The 18,345-nt window shown below is 69.4% G+C and carries 20 protein-coding genes; 18 read left to right on the top strand and 2 right to left on the bottom strand.

Features of this window, described 5'->3' with window-relative positions:
* Positions 1-38: 38 nt before the first annotated feature.
* The 18 genes from VGZ23_06750 to VGZ23_06665 all read left to right on the top strand — a co-directional run bounded on the left by VGZ23_06750 (position 39) and on the right by VGZ23_06665 (position 17,341).
* Positions 39-827, top strand: coding sequence for an enoyl-CoA hydratase-related protein (locus VGZ23_06750; GenBank protein ID HEV2357294.1), 789 nt, complete (start codon positions 39-41; stop codon positions 825-827).
* Between the two features lie 82 nt (positions 828-909).
* Complete coding sequence (locus VGZ23_06745) at positions 910-1,656, top strand: SDR family NAD(P)-dependent oxidoreductase (protein HEV2357293.1); 747 nt, start codon at positions 910-912, stop codon at positions 1,654-1,656.
* Between the two features lie 110 nt (positions 1,657-1,766).
* Positions 1,767-2,219: a Zn-ribbon domain-containing OB-fold protein gene (locus tag VGZ23_06740; GenBank protein HEV2357292.1), complete on the top strand. Its 453-nt coding sequence runs from the start codon at positions 1,767-1,769 to the stop codon at positions 2,217-2,219.
* Complete coding sequence (locus VGZ23_06735; protein ID HEV2357291.1) at positions 2,212-3,354, top strand: thiolase family protein; 1,143 nt, start codon at positions 2,212-2,214, stop codon at positions 3,352-3,354. Before VGZ23_06740 ends, VGZ23_06735 begins: the two co-directional genes overlap by 8 nt.
* Positions 3,355-3,368: 14 nt before the next feature.
* Complete coding sequence (locus VGZ23_06730) at positions 3,369-4,520, top strand: PrpF domain-containing protein (GenBank protein ID HEV2357290.1); 1,152 nt, start codon at positions 3,369-3,371, stop codon at positions 4,518-4,520.
* An 18-nt stretch (positions 4,521-4,538) separates the two neighbouring features.
* The gene (locus VGZ23_06725) at positions 4,539-4,904 is read left to right on the top strand and encodes an XdhC family protein (GenBank protein ID HEV2357289.1); all 366 of its coding nucleotides are present in this window, start codon (positions 4,539-4,541) and stop codon (positions 4,902-4,904) included.
* Complete coding sequence (locus VGZ23_06720) at positions 4,850-5,440, top strand: LuxR C-terminal-related transcriptional regulator (GenBank protein HEV2357288.1); 591 nt, start codon at positions 4,850-4,852, stop codon at positions 5,438-5,440. The genes VGZ23_06725 and VGZ23_06720 overlap by 55 nt, the downstream gene beginning before the upstream one ends.
* 109 nt (positions 5,441-5,549) lie before the next feature.
* Positions 5,550-6,719: a 2-hydroxyacyl-CoA dehydratase family protein gene (locus tag VGZ23_06715; GenBank protein HEV2357287.1), complete on the top strand. Its 1,170-nt coding sequence runs from the start codon at positions 5,550-5,552 to the stop codon at positions 6,717-6,719.
* Positions 6,720-6,760: 41 nt separating this feature from the next.
* On the top strand, positions 6,761-8,119 hold the full coding sequence (locus VGZ23_06710; GenBank protein HEV2357286.1) for a 2-hydroxyacyl-CoA dehydratase family protein: 1,359 nt from the start codon (positions 6,761-6,763) through the stop codon (positions 8,117-8,119).
* Between the two features lie 5 nt (positions 8,120-8,124).
* A complete protein-coding gene (locus tag VGZ23_06705) occupies positions 8,125-9,057 on the top strand; it encodes an acyl-CoA dehydratase activase (protein HEV2357285.1) in 933 nt (310 codons plus the stop codon).
* The gene (locus VGZ23_06700; GenBank protein HEV2357284.1) at positions 9,054-9,881 is read left to right on the top strand and encodes an acyl-CoA dehydratase activase; all 828 of its coding nucleotides are present in this window, start codon (positions 9,054-9,056) and stop codon (positions 9,879-9,881) included. The genes VGZ23_06705 and VGZ23_06700 overlap by 4 nt, the downstream gene beginning before the upstream one ends.
* A gap of 33 nt (positions 9,882-9,914) precedes the next feature.
* Complete coding sequence (locus VGZ23_06695) at positions 9,915-10,892, top strand: enoyl-CoA hydratase-related protein (protein ID HEV2357283.1); 978 nt, start codon at positions 9,915-9,917, stop codon at positions 10,890-10,892.
* 18 nt (positions 10,893-10,910) lie between these two features.
* The gene (locus tag VGZ23_06690; GenBank protein HEV2357282.1) at positions 10,911-11,654 is read left to right on the top strand and encodes an SDR family NAD(P)-dependent oxidoreductase; all 744 of its coding nucleotides are present in this window, start codon (positions 10,911-10,913) and stop codon (positions 11,652-11,654) included.
* A gap of 20 nt (positions 11,655-11,674) precedes the next feature.
* A complete protein-coding gene (locus VGZ23_06685) occupies positions 11,675-12,223 on the top strand; it encodes a hemerythrin domain-containing protein (GenBank protein HEV2357281.1) in 549 nt (182 codons plus the stop codon).
* Positions 12,220-14,538 (top strand): xanthine dehydrogenase family protein molybdopterin-binding subunit, encoded by a 2,319-nt coding sequence (locus tag VGZ23_06680; protein ID HEV2357280.1) that lies wholly within the window; start codon positions 12,220-12,222, stop codon positions 14,536-14,538. Before VGZ23_06685 ends, VGZ23_06680 begins: the two co-directional genes overlap by 4 nt.
* Entirely contained in the window at positions 14,525-15,520 is a 996-nt protein-coding gene (locus tag VGZ23_06675; protein HEV2357279.1) for an FAD binding domain-containing protein, read from the top strand. Before VGZ23_06680 ends, VGZ23_06675 begins: the two co-directional genes overlap by 14 nt.
* Positions 15,521-15,531: 11 nt before the next feature.
* Positions 15,532-16,056: a (2Fe-2S)-binding protein gene (locus VGZ23_06670; protein ID HEV2357278.1), complete on the top strand. Its 525-nt coding sequence runs from the start codon at positions 15,532-15,534 to the stop codon at positions 16,054-16,056.
* 103 nt (positions 16,057-16,159) lie between these two features.
* The gene (locus VGZ23_06665) at positions 16,160-17,341 is read left to right on the top strand and encodes a TIGR04053 family radical SAM/SPASM domain-containing protein (protein ID HEV2357277.1); all 1,182 of its coding nucleotides are present in this window, start codon (positions 16,160-16,162) and stop codon (positions 17,339-17,341) included.
* On the opposite strand, the gene VGZ23_06660 is transcribed toward VGZ23_06665, so the two are convergent.
* Positions 17,331-17,885 carry a YSC84-related protein gene (locus VGZ23_06660; protein HEV2357276.1) on the bottom strand — a complete coding sequence of 185 codons (555 nt, stop codon included), beginning with the start codon at positions 17,883-17,885 and terminating at the stop codon, positions 17,331-17,333. The genes VGZ23_06665 and VGZ23_06660 overlap by 11 nt on opposite strands.
* A gap of 67 nt (positions 17,886-17,952) precedes the next feature.
* On the bottom strand, positions 17,953-18,213 hold the full coding sequence (locus VGZ23_06655) for a hypothetical protein (GenBank protein HEV2357275.1): 261 nt from the start codon (positions 18,211-18,213) through the stop codon (positions 17,953-17,955).
* Positions 18,214-18,345 lie beyond the last annotated feature (132 nt).

The following is an 18,345-nucleotide window of genomic DNA, read 5'->3' as shown; positions in this document are numbered from 1 at the left end:
AGCGCGGGGAACCGCCCGCGCCGGAGGAGGTGATACGCATGAGCGAGGTTGTGCTGTTCGATCGCGAGCACGCGATCGGCGTGCTCACTCTCAACCGGCCCGAAGCGCTGAACGCCCTGACGGTCGGGATGCTGGACCGGATGGGTGAGGTATTCGCAGAAGTGGAGGCGCGCGGGGAGGTCCGCGTGCTGATCCTGGCCGCCGCGGGCGAGAAGGCGTTTTGCGTCGGCGCCGACCTGAAAGCGCGGTCGCGGGAATACGAGGACGATGGCGCCGGCCCCGATCCGCTCGCCGAGCGCGTGCGCCGTGTCTTCGGCCAGATCGAAACGCTCCCGCTGCCGGTGATCGCCGCCGTCCATGGCTATGTGCTCGGGGGCGGACTGGAGCTCGCGCTGGCGTGCGATCTCCGCGTGGCGGCGGACAGCGCGCGCTTCGGGTTCCCGGAGGCCAAGGTCGGCAGCATGCCCGGCGCGGGCGGCACGCAGCGGCTGACCCGGACGATCGGTCCCGCGCGGGCCAAGGAGTTGATGTTCACCGGCGAACACATCGACGCCGCCGAGGCGTATCGCCTCGGTCTCGTCAACCGGCTCGCGCCGCGCGAAGGCCTGCTGGAGGGCGCCCGGGCGCTGGCCCGCACGATCGCCTCGCGCGCCCCGCTGTCGATCCGCGCCATCAAGACCGCGGTGCACCTGTGTCCGGATGTGAGTCTCGAGGCCGGACTCGCGTTCGAGCGCACCGCCCACGCGGTGCTGCGTGCCAGCCGCGACCGCCGTGAGGGCATTCAGGCGTTCGTGGAAAAACGCGAGCCTCATTTCGCCGGGCGGTAGCGCGCAGATCCCGCAGTTGATGCCTACGGCACTGGAGCCAAGGCGATACTGATCGACGCGTCCGGATAGGGAGGGAGCAACGATGGGTGTTCAGGGACGGGCGGCAATCGTCACCGGAGCCGGTCAGGGCATCGGCGAGGGGATCGCGCGCCACCTGGCCGCCGGCGGCGCCAAGGTGGTCGTGAACGACGTGATCGCGGACCGGGTGGAGCGCGTCGTCGCCGGCCTCGAAGACGCGGGGGCGCACGTCGTTGGGGTGGCCGCGGACATCAGCCGCGCGGGCGGCGCGACGGAGGTGGTGCGGCGCACGCGCGAGGCTTTCGGAAGCGTCGATATCGTCGTCAACAACGCCGGAATCGCCCGGGACCGCTACCTGACCAAGATGTCCGAGGAAGATTGGGACGAGGTGCTCCGCGTGAACCTCAAGTCGTGTTACCTGCTTTGCCACGAGGCCGTGCCCTTCATGATGGAGCAGCGCCGCGGTCGCATCGTGAACATCGCGTCGCGGGCGTGGCTCGGGAACCCCGGCCAGGTCAACTACGCGGCCAGCAAGGGCGCCGTGGTCAGCCTGACGCGCACGCTCGCCTTGGAGCTCGGCAAGTTCGGGATCACGGTCAACGCCATCGCCCCCGCGCTGGTCGACACGCCGTTGTTCCGCGGGCTCAAAGACGACATCCAGGAGCGTCTGCTCAAGACCGTGCCCGTCGGCCGCATCGGCACCCCCGCCGACATCGCCAACGCGGTGGGGTTCTTCGCGGGCGACGAGGCGTCGTACGTGACCGGACAGCTCCTGTACGTGTGCGGTGGGCGCAGTGTAGGAGCCTACTAAGACGACATGACGCGGTTGTTCGCAGCGCTCGTGCGCCGGGCGCTGCAGCCGCCCTCCGGTCGGGTCTGGCCGATCGGGTGCCGGCGGAGGGACGCGAGGAGGTGGGAGCCATGGCCGACCATGTGGCCGTACACGAAGCCGGACCGGCAGTGCCGCTTCGTCCCGGACTGTTTGAGGGTGACGCCGGTGGACGGCTCCGCCTCGTGGGCACGCGCTGCGAGGCCTGCGGAGCCCGTTTCTTTCCCCGGCGCCGGATATGCGCGCGGTGCCGGTCCTCGGCGACGTCGACCGTGCCGTTGAGCACGCGCGGAATACTCTACACGTACACGACGGTGTACCAGTCCACGCCCGCGTTCGCGACGCCGTACGTGCTGGCCTACGCCGATCTTCCGGAGGGCGTCCGTCTACTGGCGCAGCTGGTGACCGCTCCCGGCGACGTGCGCATCGGCATGCCGGTGGAGCTGCGGGTTGAACCGGTCGGCGTGAATGCGGAAGGCCGGCCGGTGCTGGGCTACCGGTTCCACCCGGCGCAACCCGAGAAATCGGAGACGCGCGATGGCTGACGTGTGGATCGTCGGCGTCGGGATGACGAAGTTCGGAAAGCATCCGGACCGGACCGCGGCGGAATTGGGCGCGGACGCGGTGCTCGAGGCGATCGCGGACTCCGGCCTGGACCCGGGCCGCGTCGAGGCGGCGTACTGCGGCCACGTCTTCCAGGGGATGGTGACCGGCCAGCGCGTCCTCGCCAACACCGGGCTCGCCGGTATCCCGCTGGTGAACGTGGAGGACGCGTGCAGCAGCGGCGCGGTCGCCATCCGCGAGGCGATGCTGGCCATCCTCGCCGGCGCGCATGACATCGTGCTCGCCTTCGGTGTCGAGCATCTCACGGCCAGGTTTCGCGGCGCGCTCACTCCCGACGAAGACGACATCGAGGGCGCGGTCGGCCTGACCATGCCCGCGATCTACGCGATGCGCGCGCGGCGGCACATGGCGGAGTTCGGCACGACCCGCCGGCAGATCGCGATGGTCTCGGTGAAGAACAAGCGGAACGCCAGTCAAAACCCGCTGGCCCAGATCCGGACGCCGGTCACGCTCGACGAGGTGCTGGAGTCGCGGCCGATCGCGGACCCGCTCTCGCTCCAAGACTGCTCGCCGGTGAGCGACGGGGCCGCCGCCGCGGTGTTGTGCAGCGATCGCGTCGCGCGCCAATCCGGCCCGGGCCGGGCCATGCGCCTCGCGGCGTCGGCGTTGCGGACCGGCGTCGTCGAGGCCGAGCCGCGGTCGATGGCGTTTGAGCCCCTGACCCGGCACACGGCCTGGGACGCGTACGAGCGGGCCGGTCTGGGACCCGAGGAGATCGACCTCGCGGAGGTCCACGATTGCTTCTCCATCGCCGAGATCCTGCGGGTGGAGGGACTGGGCCTCTACGCGCCGGGGACGTACCCCGCGGCGCTCGAGCGCGGCGAGGCCGACATCGGCGGCCGCCGGCCGATCAATCCCAGCGGCGGTCTGCTCGGCAAAGGGCATCCGCTCGGCGCGACCGGCGTCGCGCAGGTCGTCGAGATCGTCCGGCAGCTGCGCGGCGAGGCGGGGACCCGGCAGGTCCAGGGCGCCCGAGTGGGCCTGGCCCACTGCCGCGGCGGCAAGGCGGCGGGCATCGAAGGCGCGGCGTGCACCGTGCAGATCGTGACGACGTAGAGGGGGGACGGACCGTGCGGGAACAGGTCGCCATCCGGTGCGTGTTGATGCGGGGCGGCACCAGCAAAGGGGTGTTTCTCCGCGCGGCCGACCTGCCCGCCGATCGGGCCACCCGCGACCGGGTCATCCTCGCGCTCTTCGGCAGTCCCGATCCCCGCCAGATCGACGGGCTCGGCGGTGCGGACATCCTGACCAGCAAGGTCGCGATCATCGGCGCGCCCACGCGCTCCGACGCCGACGTGGACTACACGTTCGGCCAGGTCAGCATCCGCGAGCCGGTCGTCGACTATGACATCAACTGCGGAAATCTCTCCGCGGCCGTCGGGGTCTACGCCGTCGAAGAAGGCTTCGTCCGGGCGTCGGAGCCCGTGACGTCCGTGCGGGTCCACAACACGAACACCGCAAAGATTTTCGTCGCGCACGTGCCGGTCCGTGACGGTTCTCCGGTTGTGGAGGGGGACACCGTGATCGACGGTGTTCCGGGAAGCGGTGCGGAGATCGTCCTCGACTTCACCGGCACCGTCGGCGCAGTCACGGGACGCCTGCTGCCCACGGGGCGGCCCCTTGACCGCCTGACCGTGCCGGCCCTCGGCCGTTCGGTGGAGGCGAGCATCGTCGACGTCGCCAACCTGTGCGTGTTTGTTTCGGCGGCCGACGTGGGCATGACCGGTGCCGAAGGCCCCGGTGACTTCACCGCCGCGCACCTTCGGGCCCTGATCGCGGTCAAAGACGCCGCCGCGGCGCACCTGGACCTTTCCCCCGACGGACTCGTGCCGCTGCCCGTGGCCGTCGCGCCGCCTATCGCCTATCAAACGCTTACCGGCCGGCGCGTGCGTCCGGATGACATGGATCTGCTGGCGCGCCTGGCCGGCGGCCGCCCGCCGATGTTACACAAGACGTTTCCCGGCACCGCGGCCACGTGCGCCGCCGTCGCGGCGCGGATCGCAGGAACCGTCACCGCCGCGGCGTCGGGCCGGCCTCAGCACAATCGAGAGATCCGCATCGGCCATCCCGGAGGGGTCATGCCGGCGCGGGCCTGGGTGTCGGACGGTCCGCCGTGGACGGTCCGTGAGGCGGGTTACTTCCGCACCGCCCGGCGCCTGATGGAGGGACACGCGCTGATCCGCCGCGCGGTCCTCGGCGAATATGCCGGCACACGGAGATGAAGGACGTCCTGGACCGCATTGAGGGGCTGGCTTGCCGGGGGCAAGCAGGTAGGTCTTGCGACCGTGATCGGTACCGAACGCTCCGCGCCCCGGGGTCCCGCCGCCGTGCTGGCGGTCACCGACGGTCTGGAAGTCGCCGGCTCGCGTCCATATCTTCATAGTGACGATCCGCCCCTGCTGAAATCGGAGAGGATTCTCCGCGCGGACTACCGAACGCCCGCCGCAACATGGCGCGATTGGATCGACGCGGCAAGACAGCCCGAGAAGCCGGGCAGAATGAGGCCCGTCGAGCGCCCGCCGCGGCGGCGGACTCCACCGACCTTCTCGATTTGTTCACGCGCACTACCGACGGCGTGGTGGCGGTGGACCCGACATGCCGCGTGATCCTCTGGAACTGCGCCGCCGAGTCTATTTTGGGATATACGGCCGCCGAGGTGCTCGGCCGGGCGTGTCACGACGTGGTGCGCGGACGCGACGCCGTCGGGAATCTGTTCTGCCATCCTCACTGCAGCGTGCTGACCATGGCGCGGCGTGACGAGATGGCGCACGCCTACGACATCACGACCCAGGCCCGGGACGGGTCGGAGCGGCGGCTCAACGTCAGCACGGTGCTCGTGCCGGGTGCAGCCGGCAACATCATCGTCCACCTCTTTCGGGACGTGACGGCCGTCCGCGGAGGACGCCCCCTGGAGGCCGTCGCCGGCGGCGAGGACAGGGCGGACGTCTCCGATCAGCTGACTGCGCGCGAACGGGAGATACTGTGCCTTATGGCGCGCGGAGAGGGGACCCAAGCCATGGCGCGGCGTCTCTTCATCAGCACCGCCACCGTCCGAAACCACACGCAGAGCATCCTCACAAAGCTCGCCGTGCACAGCCGCCTCGAAGCCGTCGCGCTTGCGTTCCGCAGCGGAATCATCTAGGGCATCTGCCCCAGAGAAATAAGCCGGCCGCGTCATTGTCCCAGCGGCCCCACCGCGATACCGTTGGACCAAGGCATTCGAACGAGCGCTCGGTCGGGAGGCGGATTCCATGGCCTCGGGGCACACCCTGGACTCCATCCTCGAGGACTGCCGGACCCTCGTAGAGGACCCGGGGTTTCCCGCGGTCCACCGCTGGTTGGAGGCCAACCCGCAGGGCAAAGTCCTGGGTCACTTCCAGGTGTACTTCCCCGAGGAGATCGCCCACGCCGCCGGCATGCTGCCGATCAAGATCCTCGGCGCCGGCAGCGCGGTACAGATCCGCAAAGCCGACGCCCGGATCGCGGCATTCGTGTGCTCCATCATCCGCAGTTCGCTCGAACTGGCCCTCACAGGCCGGTTGGACTTTCTGTCCGTGTTCGTGACCCCACCGATCTGTGACGCGGCGCGGAATGCCTGCGGGGTCTGGGTGCGCAACCTGCCACGGCTCAACTGCCAGATGCTCTACCTGCCGCAGAACGTCACGTCGCCGCACGCCGCGCTCTACCTTCGGGACGAGTACCGGCGCATTGCCGGCGTCATCGAAGAGGCCGTCGGGCGGCCGATCACGGAGGACGCGCTGCGCCTGAGCATCACGCTGTTCAACGAGAACCGGCGCCTCCTCCGCGAAATCTACCGCGTCAAGCGGGAGACACCGTGGCTGCTGTCCGCCGTGGAAGCGTACACGCTCGTGCGCGCCGGCGGGCTCATGCCCCGGGACGAGCACAATGTGCTGCTCCGCCGGGTGCTCGACCTGCTGCCGCAGCGGCAGGGCAAGCGGCAGGACAAGATTCGCGTCGTCTTCGAGGGCGGCTACTGCGAGCAGCCCCCCGCCGACTTGCTCGCGGTGATCCAGGACGCCTGTTACATCGTCGACGACGATCTGCTGATCGGGCTGCGCTGGCTGACCGGGGATGTCCCCACCGACGGGGAGCCGCTCGCGAACCTGGCGCGCGCGTATCTCGACGGGTCGAGCTACAGCCCCGTGCAGCACGATCCGCGCAAACCCAAGTCGGAGATGCTGCTCCGGCGCATCCGGGAGGCCGACGCCGAGGCCGCGATCGTCGCCGCGCCCAAGATGTGCGAGCCGGGCTTGGAGGAACAGGTCAACCACATCCGCGCGCTCGAGGGGGCGGGGATCCCGCACCTCGTGATGGAGTTCGAAGAGAAGATGACGGTCTTCGAGCAGATGCGGATGGAAGTCGAGACGTTCGCCGAATCCCTGCTGCTCGACTTCGCATGAGCACGGACGCCGACCGACGCGTGTTGACGGGAGGCCCCACGATGGCCGAGACACCGACGAGGATCGGCTTCATCCGGAACGAGGGCCGCCGCCTGATGGACCAGTGGTGGCAGGAGATGACGGCCGCCGCGGACGCGCAAACGCCGACCGCCTACGTCTTCGTGATGGGATCTCTCGACGAAATCCTGAGAGTCTTCGATCTGCCCATCAACTGTCCCGAGATCACGTCCCTGCAGACCGCGGTGCGCGGTCAGTCCCTCGCGTACTTGCAGAGCGCCGAGGGGTACGGCTACTCCCCCGACATCTGCGGCTACGTGAAGGCGGACGTGGGCCTGCAGCTCAAGGACCGGCGGCATCCCAACGGCACCGTCCCCAAGCCCGCGCTCGCGATCGCGACGAACATGTGCAACACCTACATCAAGTGGGCCGAGATCTGGGAGCAGATGTACCACTGCCCGGTGTTCGTCCTCGACCTCCCGGCCTGGCGCGGCGGCGACGCCCGCGCATTCCCCGAAGGGGGCGCCGCCGAGCCGCGTGTCGACGGCGAGGCGTTCCGGAACGACCGCCGCTATGTGGAGGGGCAGTTGCGGGACCTGATCGGGCTTTGCGAGCGCCTGACCGGCCGGCGCTTCGACATCGACCGCCTGCGCGAGGTGATGGCCGAGGTGAACCGCATGGCCGCCGCCTACCAGACCGTGCTGACGGTCAACCAGCACCGGCCCGCGCCGTTCAGCGCGATCCGCGAGGGCATCGTGTTCCAGGGGATCTCCAACCTCTACCGGGGCGCGCCCGAGGGGTCCCGGTTCTTCGAGCTCGCCGCGGACGAACTGCGCGACCGCATCCATCTGGGGATGGGCACACTCAACGAGAAGTACCGGCTGCTCCTGACCGGCACCACCTGCTACGCTGCCCTGAAGCGCTTCGCCGAGATGTTCGAGGAGTGGGGCGGCGTCTTCGTGCACAGCACGTACATGATGTTCGCCGGCGGCGGCTTCGCCTCGGGCTTCGCCTATGACGTGACCCGCCCGCTCGAGAGCCTGGCCGAGACGCTGCTCCTCTCCGCCTGGCGGGGATTCAGCACGCCGATGTTCTACGCGCAGGACTGGCTCGCGCAGACGGTCCGGGAGTGGTCCGTCGACGGGATCTGTTTCCACGGCGTGAAGTCGTGCCGCACCACCTCCACCGGCCTGCCGGACGTCCGCGAGTGGCTGCGTACCCACTTCGACATCCCGGGGCTGTTCATCCAATCGGATCTCGTGGACCCGCGAATGTGGTCGGACGCGCAGCTCAAGAACCGGATCGACGCGTTCATCGAGTCGCTCGCGGGCCGCCGGGCGACCCCGGCTGCGCGGGGCGGCACGGCCCCGGCTGCGCGGGGCGGCACCGCGGCGGCGAGGTGAGGGGGATGCTGGTCGGCGGCGTGGACGTGGGATCCACCCAAACCAAGGCCGTGGTCATGGACGACACGCGCCTTCTCGGCCGCGCGATCGTCGACACCGGCGTCCGGTTGACCGACGCGGCCGGGACCGCGTTCCGCCAGGCGCTCGCGGCGGCCGGGGCCGCCGAAGCGGACGTGGCGTGCGTCATCGGTACCGGGTACGGGCGCTTCCGGGTGGAGTTCGGACACGCCCAGGTCACGGAGATCTCCTGTCACGCGCGCGGCGCGGTCTACCTGTTCCCGGGGACCCGCAGCGTCCTCGACATCGGCGGGCAGGACACCAAGGCGATCCGTGTGAGCGAGACCGGACAGGTGCTGGACTTCAGCATGAACGACAAGTGCTCGGCCGGGACCGGGCGGTTTCTGGGCGCGGCCTCGCAGGCGCTCGAGATCCCGCTCGGCGAGCTCGGTCCGCTCGCGCTGCGCGCCAGAAACGCGGTGACGATGACCACGACGTGCACCGTCTTCGCGGAATCGGAGATCTTGGGATGGCTCGCCCGGGGCCGCAAGACCGAGGACGTCCTGATGGGCGTGCACACGGCGATCGCCTCCCGCAGTCTATCGCTGCTGCGGCGCGTGGGGATCGAGCCCGAGCTCACGTTCACGGGCGGGGTGGCCCGGAACGTCGCGATGGTGAAGCTGCTCGCGGATCTGACGGGCGTGCCCCTGAACGTGAGCGAGGAGTCGCACTACTGCGGCGCCATCGGGGCGGCGCTGTACGCTCTCGACCGGATGCTGGTGGGCGCGGAAGCCGCATCTGCCGAATTCGCTCAGCCTGTCTCGCCGACGCGTTCTGCCGAGCCCGTGCGGGCGACCCCGTCTTCGCGGGGCGGGACGGCCCCGGCTGCGCGGGGCGGGACGGCCGACGCGACCGGCGCCGGGGGAGGCGGGCCGTCATGACCCTCACCGCCGGCATCGACGTCGGCTCGGCGTACACCAAGGTGGTGCTCGCCGGCCTGTTCCCCACAGGGGACGACGACGGCCGGCTCGCCGGCCTCACGGCGATCCCGAGCGGCTATGACTTCGCGCGGGCCGCCGAGCGAGGTCTCGCGGCGGCGCTCGAATCGGCGGGGATCTCCCGGGACGAGGTCGGGTACGTGGCCGCCACGGGCTACGGCCGGTACATGGTGCCGTTTCGGGATCTCGCCATCACCGAGCTGACGTGCCACGCGCACGCGGTCTCCCGGCTCCTTCCGTCCGTCCGCACTGTGCTCGACATCGGCGGCCAGACGGTGAAGGCGATCCGCCTCGGGGAGCGCGGACGGGTCAAGGCGTTTCGCCTGAACGACAAATGCGCGGCCGGCAGCGGCGCGTTCTTAGAGAAAACGATGCGCTATCTCGGGTACGGCGCTTCGGACATCGCGCCGCTCGCCGGGGCCGCGACGGCGCCCGTGACGATTTCCAGCGTGTGCGCCGTCTTCGCCGAGTCCGAAGTCATCAACCACCTGACCGCCGGGCGCAGCGCGGAAGATGTGTGCGCGGGCGCCGTGATGGCGCTCGCGGAACGCGCGGGCCAGGTGTTCAAGCGGGTCCGGCCGGAGCCGGAGTACGCGCTCACGGGCGGCCTCACCCGGGTGCCCCTGCTCCGCCGGGCGATCGAGGACGCGCTCGGCGTCACATTCCACGTCGCCTCCGACGACCTGGGCGTGTACGCGGGCGCCATGGGAGCCGCGCTGCTGGGCCGCGAGCGGAGCCGCAAATTGGCCCAGCAACGAACCGCCTGAGGGGCGGAGAGCGTGGAGGAAGGGGGATCGACGATGAGCATCATGTCTGAGGTGGCTCCAGCGCCGCTGCACGCGCGACCGGCCGAGGAGTTTCATTTTCAGGACATTCTCTACGAAAAGCGCGACTGGGTGGCGCGGGTCACGATCAACCGGCCGAAGGTCTACAACGCCTACCGCGCGCACACCCTCGCCGAGATGCGCGATGCGTTTCGCGACGCCGCCTACGACGACGGCGTCGCCGTGCTGGTCCTCACCGGGGCGGGCGACCGGGCGTTCTGCACCGGCGGGGATGTCGCGGAGTATGCCGGCGAGTACACCCGGCGGCCGCGCGACTACTGGAAGTACATGACGCTCTTCATCGAGGCACACGACGCGCTGCGGAACATCGGCAAGCCCGCGATCGCGCGGCTCAACGGGATCGTGGCCGGCGGCGGGAACGAATGGAACATGGACTGCGACCTCGCCGTGGCCGCGGACGACGTCACGATCCGCCAGGTGGGGACGAAGGTCGGCAGCGTGGCAGCGGGCGGCGCGACGCAGTGGCTGCCCATTATGATCGGGGACCGGCGGGCCCGCGAAATGCTCCTCACGTGTGAGCCCATCACGGCGCAGCAGGCGCTGGACTGGGGGCTCGTAAACCGCGTGGTGCCGCGGGGCGAACTCGACGCCGCGGTCGACACCCTCTGTCAGAACCTCATCGACAAGTTCCCGGAGTGTCTCAGGTACACCAAGCAGCAGGTGAACTTCTGGAAGGACCTCGCCTGGCACATGACGGCCGGCCACGCCCGGGAGTGGTTGAGCCTGCATTTCGCTTCTCGCGAGCCGTGGGAGGGCATGACGGCGTTCGTCGACAAGCGGCCCGTCGACTACCGGGCGCTGCGCGCCCGCGCCCGCGACGGCGGATCGTCGGAGTCGGTGTGGGGACCTCCGGTGCGCGCGTGTCCGGCGTGCGGGGCGCGGGGCCTGCCGGAGGGTATGGCGTTTTGCGGCCATTGCGGGCAGCAGTTGTAGCGGCGATGGGGCACGCCCATGGCCACTGACAATCGCACGATCCTGGTCACCGGCGGAGCAAGCGGCATCGGCAAGGCGATCTGCGCGGCGTTTGCCGCGGCGGGCGATCGTGTCGCCGTCGCCGACATCAACGGCCCGGGGGCCGAGGAGGTTGCCGCCGCGACCCCCGGGGGCATGCCGGTGGCGATAGACGTGACCGACCGCCGGAGCGTCGTGGCCGGGGTCGATCAGGTGGTGGCCGCGTGGGGCCGCATCGACGTACTGGTCAACGCGGCCGGATGGGACCGAATCGCACGGTTCGTGGATACGACCGAGGATTTCTGGGACCGGGTGATCGCCATCAACTACCGGGGTATCCTCGCGACGTGCCATGCTGTGTTGCCCCACATGATCGCGCGACGGAGCGGGGTGATCGTGAACGTCGCGTCCGAAGCGGGGCGCGCGGGCTCATCCGGGGAAGCGGTCTATTCCGGCACCAAGGGCGCCATCATCGCGTTCACCAAGGCGATCGCGCGCGAGGCGGCCCGCGACGGAATCCGCGTCAACGTCGTCGCCCCCGGCCTCACCGACACCCCCCTGCTGCAGGGCATGATCGCCGCGGGCAACGAGAAGATCATCTCCTCGATCGTCAAGGCAACGCCGCTCGGCCGCTTGGCCCGGCCGGAGGAGGTGGCGGACGCCGTCGTCTTCCTCGCATCGGACGGCGCGTCGTTCATCACCGGCCAGACCCTCAGCGTCGGCGGCGGCCTGACCATGATCTGATGGGCGGGGGAGCGGCGGTCGTGCGCGCGACACAGCAACTGGCGGCGGAGCACCGGGTCATCGAGGAGGTGCTCGCGGCGCTGGACCGCGTCGTGGCCGACGCGGAGCGCACACGTGTCGTACCCGTCACGTTCCTCAAGCAGCTGGTGACGTTCAGCCGGTCGTTCGTCGACCAATGCCACCATGGGAAGGAAGAGCGGTGTTTCTTTCCGTGCCTCGTGAAGCGCGGCGTCCCCGCCGAGGGCGGGCCGATCCAGGTCATGCTGCGGGAGCATGAGGAGGGGCGCCGGCTTGTGGGAGTCATCGAGGACACGCTGGTCCGTCACGAAGACGGCCGCGCGGCTCTCGACGATGTGCTCGGGGCCTGCCGCGACTACGTCGATCTGCTGCGGACCCACATCGAGAAAGAGTCCCAGGTGCTTTTCCGTCTCGGCGACGCCGTCATGGGCGACGACGACGAGGCCGGGACGGGGCAGTGCTTTGCGGACATGGACGCCGCGCTCGGGGCCGGTGCGCACGGGCTCGCCGAGGGGCTTTGTGCGGCGGTGGAGGGAGGGGAGCGCCCGTGACATCCCCGGTCGAAGGGATCGATACCTACGCGGTCGTCGGGAAATCGTACCCGCGCACGGATGTGAGAGACAAGGTGACGGGAGCCGCCCTCTATCTCGAAGATCTCCGGTTCACCGGTATGCTCTACGGAAAGGTGCTCCGCAGCCGGCACTCGCACGCCCGCCTCCTCAATATCGACACCTCCAGGGCCAAGAAGCTGCCCGGCGTCCGCACCGTGATCACCGGCGCGGACTTCCCGTTCGTCCACGGGGAATCCATCTGGGACGAGCCGTTCCTGGCCAGGGAGAAGGTTCGATACCAGGGAGAGGCGGTCGCGGCGGTCGCCGCCGTCGATGAGGAGACCGCGGAGGAAGCGCTGGCGCTGATCGCGGTCGACTACGATCCCCTGCCGGCGGTCCTCGATCTCAGCGAGGCCGTCAAGCCGGACGCGGTCCTGGTGCACGAGGCGCTGGACACGTACCGCCGCGAACGTGGGATCACGCCGATCAAGGGGAGCAACATCTGCAACCATTTCCAGCTCTTCCGGGGCAACGTGGAGCAGGGGATGGCGGAAGCGGACGAGATTTTCGAGGATACTTTCACGACGCCCATGCAACAGCACTGCAGCATCGAGCCGCACATTGCCATTTGCCGGATCAGCAACGACAACGCCGTGACCCTGTGGCTCCATAACGACTCGCCCTACCGCTGCCGCAAGGAGATCGCCCACGCCCTCAACGTTCCGCTCAAAGACGTCCGGGTGATCACGGCCCCCGCCATCGGCGGCAACTTTGGCGGCAAGGGCGGGCTCAAGGCGGAGGCCCCGGCCATCGCGCTCGCGTGGAAGCTCCGGAACCGGCCGATTCGGATCGTGTACACGCGGGAAGAGGAATTCTGCTGCGCGCTCGGGCGGCATCCCTCCATGACCCGGATGCGAACCGGGGTGAAGAAAGACGGCACGATTGTCGCGCGTCAGGTGGAACTGTACCTCGATACCGGCGCCTACGCCGAGAAGGGGCCGACGGTGGCCGCCTTCGCCGGCGTCTCGGCCGCCGGCCCCTACAAGATCCCCCACGTCAAGGTCGACGCGTATTGTGTCTACACCAACAAGACCGTGGCGGGCGCGATGCGCGGGTATGGCGGGCCGCAGGCCGCGTGGGCCTATGAGTCGCAGATGGACATCATCGCGGGCAAGTTGGGGCTGGACCCGCTGGAGATCAGACTGAAGCAGGTCTACGAAGAGGGCGACGAGCACATCACCGGCCAGGAGAACGTCTCTCAGGGCCTCACGGAATGTCTGCGCGCCGTTGCCGGGCGCATGGAGTGGGGGAGGCCGCTCGGCGGGAATCGGGGCCGGGGCATCGCGTGCATGGAGCGGGCCGTCAAGACGCCATTCGGGTCGGCGGCCTACGTCCAGGTCAACGAAGACGGAACCGTCGACGTCATCAGCAGCACGACGGAGGTGGGCCAGGGCTCGGAGACGGTCTTGCGGCAGATCGCCGCCGAGGAGCTCGGCGTGCCGTTGGAGAGTGTGAAAAAGGACGCGCCGGACACGGCGTTTACGCCGTTCGACGCCTCGACGACGTCCAGCCGGTCCACCTTTCACATGGGCAACGCGGTCAAGATGGCCGCCGCGGACGCCAGGACGCAGCTCCTCGCGCTGGCGGCGCCGCTCTTCGGCGCGGGCCCGGGCGACCTCGGGATCAAGAACGGGAACGTCTTCGTGACGCGGGATTCTGGAAGCGTCCTGCCCATCGCCCAGGTGCTGAGCCGGCACTACGGACCCAGCGGGACCGTACTCGGACGAGGCTACTATTTCCCCTCGATGCCCAAACCGTCGGCGGAATACTACTCCCGGTACATGGTCTACTGGCTCCTCGGCGCGAACGGCGCCGAGGTGGACGTGAACACGACGACGGGCGAAGTCACCGTCCTGAAGATCTGGGGCGCGTACGACACCGGCAAGGCCATCCACCCGATGAACTGCGAAGGGCAGATCCAGGGAGGGGCCGCGATGGGGCTCGGCTTTGCCCTGGCGGAGGAGGTGATCTTTCAGGACGGCGAGGTCATGAATCCGTCGTTCCTCGCCTACAAGCACCTCTCGGCGCCGGACGTCCCCGAGGTGGTCCCGATTCTTGTTGAGCATCCGCATCCCTGGGGCCCGTACGGCGCCAAGGGACTGGGAGAGACCACCAACGTTCCTGTTCCGCCGGCCATCGCCAATGCGATCTTCGACGCGGTCGGCGTGCGGATCAAGGACCTGCCCATCACACCGGACAAGATCCTGGCGGCCTTGAGAAGGGTGGGCGAGGAGGGCCGCCATGAAGCTCCCTAAGTTCGAGTACACGGCGCCCCGATCGGTGCGGGATGCGTGCCGGGCGCTCGCGGCGGGTGACGGCGGGGCGCGCGCCATCGCCGGCGGGACCGAGCTCCTCACGGCGCTCCGGAACCGGCAAGACCACGCCGCCCTGCTCGTGGATCTCGGCGCGCTCCCGCTCGACCGGATCAGTTACGCCGTTGATCGGGGGCTGCGGATCGGGGCGTTGGTGTCCCTCCGCCATCTCGCCGCTCATCCGCTGGTCAGAGAGAAATTCGCGGTACTGGCGCAGGCCGCCCGCGCCGCCGGCAGCGTCCAGCTGCAGGCGATGGCCACGCTCGGGGGCAATTTGTGCCAGAACACCTGCTGCATGTACCTCCACCGGGCGACCGGCGCGCGGCAATCACTGGAGCCGTGCCTGAAGCTCGACGGCGACGTCTGCCACGTGGTCGCCGGCAGCGCACGGTGCTGGGCCACTTACGCGGGTGACCTCGCGCCCGCGTTGCTGGTGCTCCGCGCGACTCTGGTGATCGCGGATCCCGACGGGGAGAAGACCCTACCGCTGCGTGCTCTCTTTTCCGGGGACGGGCAGCGCCCCCACACGCTCCATCCCGGACAGATCATCACCGAGATCCGGATCCCGAACACCGCGCCTCGCTCCGGCGGCGCGTACCTCAAGTTGCGGCAGCGGGAGACGCTCGATTATCCGCTGCTCGGGGTGGCGGCACACGTGACCCTGGAGACCGGCGGCGCGATTTGCCGGGAGGCTGCGCTCGCCCTGACAGGCGTCGACCGGGCTCCGGTGATGGTCGACGAAGCGGGCCGGCTCCAGGGGAAACTGCTCACCGACGAGTCGATCCGGGAACTGGCCGCCGTGGCCCGCAAGCGGGCCCATGCGGTCAACAACGTCTGCGGCATCCCGGTCCGGTATCGCCGGGACATGGTGAACGTCTACGCGGAGTCGGCGCTGCGGCAGGCGCGCGACGCCGCGGCACACTGACGAGGTGCGGCATGGAGATCACAATCGCCCTAACCGTCAATGAGGAAGCGTACGACGTGATCGTGCGGCCGCATTGGACGCTCCTGGACGTGCTGAGGGACCGGCTGGCGCTGACCGGCACGAAGAAAGGCTGTGAGGGCGGCGCCTGCGGGTGCTGCACCGTGCTCATCGACGGAGAACCGGCCCTCAGCTGCCTGACGTTGGCGGTCCGGTGCGACGACAAGCACGTCACGACCGTCGAGGGTCTGGCACGCGACGGCACGCTCCATCCGCTGCAGGAAGCCGCGGTTGCCTACGGCGCGGTGCAGTGCGGCTTCTGCACGCCGGGCTGGCTGCTCTCGGCAAAGGCGCTATTGGACGGCAACCCGGCGCCGACGCGCGAGGACATCCGCGCGGCGATCTCGGGCAACCTCTGCCGCTGCACCGGTTATCGCAAGATCGAGGACGCCGTCCTCGCGGCGGCGGCAAGGACCCAGGATGACCCGCAGCACACCGCGGTGGCCGGGGTGCTCGGGCCGGCGCACACGAACGGCTAGTCGATCCCGGGCAGGGGACCGCCCGGGATCGGGTCGAGAGGCGAACGAGAATCAGGTAGCCGTCCGATGCATCCGGACGGCACCGGTGCTACGGTAGGCGCAAATGCCACATCCCGTGCGGCACCCCGCGATCGACGTCGATCGGCGCCCTTTCATCGTAATCTGGGAGGTCACCCGGGCGTGCGATCTCGCCTGCCTCCACTGCCGGGCCGAGGCCGCGCCGTACGCCCATCCCGGCGAACTGACCACCGAGGAGGGGCGGCGGCTCATCGATCAAGTCGCCGCGTTTGGCTCGCCGCCCCCGCTGTTCGTGCTGACGGGGGGCGACCCGGTCAAGCGGCCGGACCTGCCGCACCTGGTCGAGTACGCGGCGGCGCGCCGCCTGCCGGTGGGGTTCTCACCCTCGGCGACGCCCTTGTTGACGAGCCGGGTGATCGCCGACGTGCGGGCGGCGGGGGCGGTCGCCTTGTCCCTGAGCCTCGACGGCGACACCCGCGCGACCCACGACGCGTTTCGCGGCGTCGCGGGTGTCTTTGACCGCACGCTCGACGCGTGGGACACTGCGCAGACGGTCGGGCTCAAGGTGCAGATCAACACCACGGTGACCGGCGCCAACGTGATGGCGCTGCCCGGCATCGCGCGGCTGGTCCGAGAACGCGGCGTGATGGTGTGGAGCGCGTTCTTCCTCGTGCCCGTAGGACGGGGCGCGGCGCTTCCGCAGATCACGCCGGCGGAAGGCGAGGACGTGCTGCACTTTCTCTACGACGTCGGCGCGGCGCTGCCGGTCAAGACGACCGAGGGCCATCACTTCAAGCGGATCGTCCTCCAGCGTCTCATTCTGGAGCGCCGGGGAATCGCGCCCGACTCCGTGCTGCCGTTCGGCCCAGTCTATTACGCCCTGCGATCGATGCTGGGACCGTGGCCCGCCGGCACCGGACGGCGGCGCAGCCCGATGGACGTGAACGCCGGCCGTGGGTTCGTCTTCGTGTCCCACACCGGCACGGTCCATCCAAGCGGCTTCATGCCGCTGGCGGCGGGCAACATTCGCCGGCGCCCGCTTGCGGAGATCTATCGCGACAGTCCGCTCCTGCGTGCCCTCCGCGATCCGGCGGCGTGGCATGGGCGGTGCGGCCGGTGCGAGTTCCGCGACGTCTGCGGGGGCTCGCGCTCCCGCGCGTACGCGTCGACGAACGACCCTACCGGGGACGATCCGCTCTGCCCGTATCAGCCGGGCAGTTTCGCGTTCGCGTCCGATCTGGCGGGTGTGCTCGAGCCTACCGCTTGATCCGGCTGATCTTGGCGCCCTGTAGCGACACGTCGAACATCAAGCCCTTTTGCCCGATGACGAAGGCGACGATCGGCTGATTGATCTGCATCGTGCTGACGTCCGCGCCCACCCCGACGTTGATCAGGGTGACGGCGCCGTTCACGCCGACCTGCCAGCCCGAGGCGTTTTCAAAGCTTCGGAGGGCATCGGCATCGCGAAAGACGAGGAGGAGATCCTTTTTTTGAATGCCGATCGACGCGCCCCACGACCCGCCCGTAATACTGTAGTAGCCGCGGGTGCCGCCCCCCACACGCAGCGCGCCCTCGCCGTACTGCCCGCCGAACACGAGCGCGGCCTTCACGACACCCGGGAAGACCAGGACACCTTTGGACCTGGCGAGGAACCGGGCGCCTCCCTTGACGTCCTTGTCGAATCGAGCCAGTGTGGCATTGGCGCCCGCGTCGATCTCCCCCGCGGTCTTGGCCTGGGATACCGCCGGAAGGACGAGCCCGCCGAGCACGAACAGACATGTCGCCCACGCGAGCGTTCGATGAGGATGCATCCGTCTTGACCTCCTCCGCACCAAGGCCGCAGCGGATGACACGGCCGTGCCGGCGCTATACGTATGCTTACCCACCTCTGATGGCATCACCTGCGGCTAGTACGAGATGGTGCTCCTCTCGTGTCCGGTTCAGCATCGCGAGCAACTGCGCTTCGGCGTCAGGGACAAACGTGCTCTCAACTCTGGAAGCGGGAGGTACGATCGCCGGGGGGAGCATCGTAGGCGTCTGGGACGCCGCCGGCGAGACGCTCCCCAGCAGCACGGCCGCGGCCGCACCGGCCAGGGTGAGCACGCCGGCGCACCATCCGGCCCGGATCCCGGGAAGCATGGCGCGGCATAGTCGCCGGTCGCCGCGAGTCCCCTTCGCCCGCCGACCGTGCGGGACGTCACCGCGTCGGGGCGGGCGGAGGGAAGATTCCCAGCTGTCGCAGCACGCCGAGCAGATCCGAGGCGTGCCAGT

Source organism: bacterium, assembly GCA_035945995.1.
Lineage (GTDB): Bacteria > Sysuimicrobiota > Sysuimicrobiia > Sysuimicrobiales > Segetimicrobiaceae > DASSJF01.
Note: the sequence above shows the minus strand (reverse complement) of the source record. Positions and strands in the feature narration are given on the sequence as shown.

Bases quoted from the DNA above. Each gene is read 5' to 3' on its own strand.
- VGZ23_06750 (HEV2357294.1), top strand. From the start codon at position 39: ATGAGCGAGGTTGTGCTGTTCGATCGCGAGCACGCGATCGGCGTGCTC.
- VGZ23_06745 (HEV2357293.1), top strand. From the start codon at position 910: ATGGGTGTTCAGGGACGGGCGGCAATCGTCACCGGAGCCGGTCAGGGC.
- VGZ23_06740 (HEV2357292.1), top strand. From the start codon at position 1,767: ATGGCCGACCATGTGGCCGTACACGAAGCCGGACCGGCAGTGCCGCTT.
- VGZ23_06735 (HEV2357291.1), top strand. From the start codon at position 2,212: ATGGCTGACGTGTGGATCGTCGGCGTCGGGATGACGAAGTTCGGAAAG.
- VGZ23_06715 (HEV2357287.1), top strand. From the start codon at position 5,550: ATGGCCTCGGGGCACACCCTGGACTCCATCCTCGAGGACTGCCGGACC.
- VGZ23_06710 (HEV2357286.1), top strand. From the start codon at position 6,761: ATGGCCGAGACACCGACGAGGATCGGCTTCATCCGGAACGAGGGCCGC.
- VGZ23_06705 (HEV2357285.1), top strand. From the start codon at position 8,125: ATGCTGGTCGGCGGCGTGGACGTGGGATCCACCCAAACCAAGGCCGTG.
- VGZ23_06700 (HEV2357284.1), top strand. From the start codon at position 9,054: ATGACCCTCACCGCCGGCATCGACGTCGGCTCGGCGTACACCAAGGTG.
- VGZ23_06695 (HEV2357283.1), top strand. From the start codon at position 9,915: ATGAGCATCATGTCTGAGGTGGCTCCAGCGCCGCTGCACGCGCGACCG.
- VGZ23_06690 (HEV2357282.1), top strand. From the start codon at position 10,911: ATGGCCACTGACAATCGCACGATCCTGGTCACCGGCGGAGCAAGCGGC.
- VGZ23_06675 (HEV2357279.1), top strand. From the start codon at position 14,525: ATGAAGCTCCCTAAGTTCGAGTACACGGCGCCCCGATCGGTGCGGGAT.
- VGZ23_06670 (HEV2357278.1), top strand. From the start codon at position 15,532: ATGGAGATCACAATCGCCCTAACCGTCAATGAGGAAGCGTACGACGTG.
- VGZ23_06665 (HEV2357277.1), top strand. From the start codon at position 16,160: ATGCCACATCCCGTGCGGCACCCCGCGATCGACGTCGATCGGCGCCCT.
- VGZ23_06660 (HEV2357276.1), bottom strand. From the start codon at position 17,885: ATGCATCCTCATCGAACGCTCGCGTGGGCGACATGTCTGTTCGTGCTC.
- VGZ23_06655 (HEV2357275.1), bottom strand. From the start codon at position 18,213: ATGCTTCCCGGGATCCGGGCCGGATGGTGCGCCGGCGTGCTCACCCTG.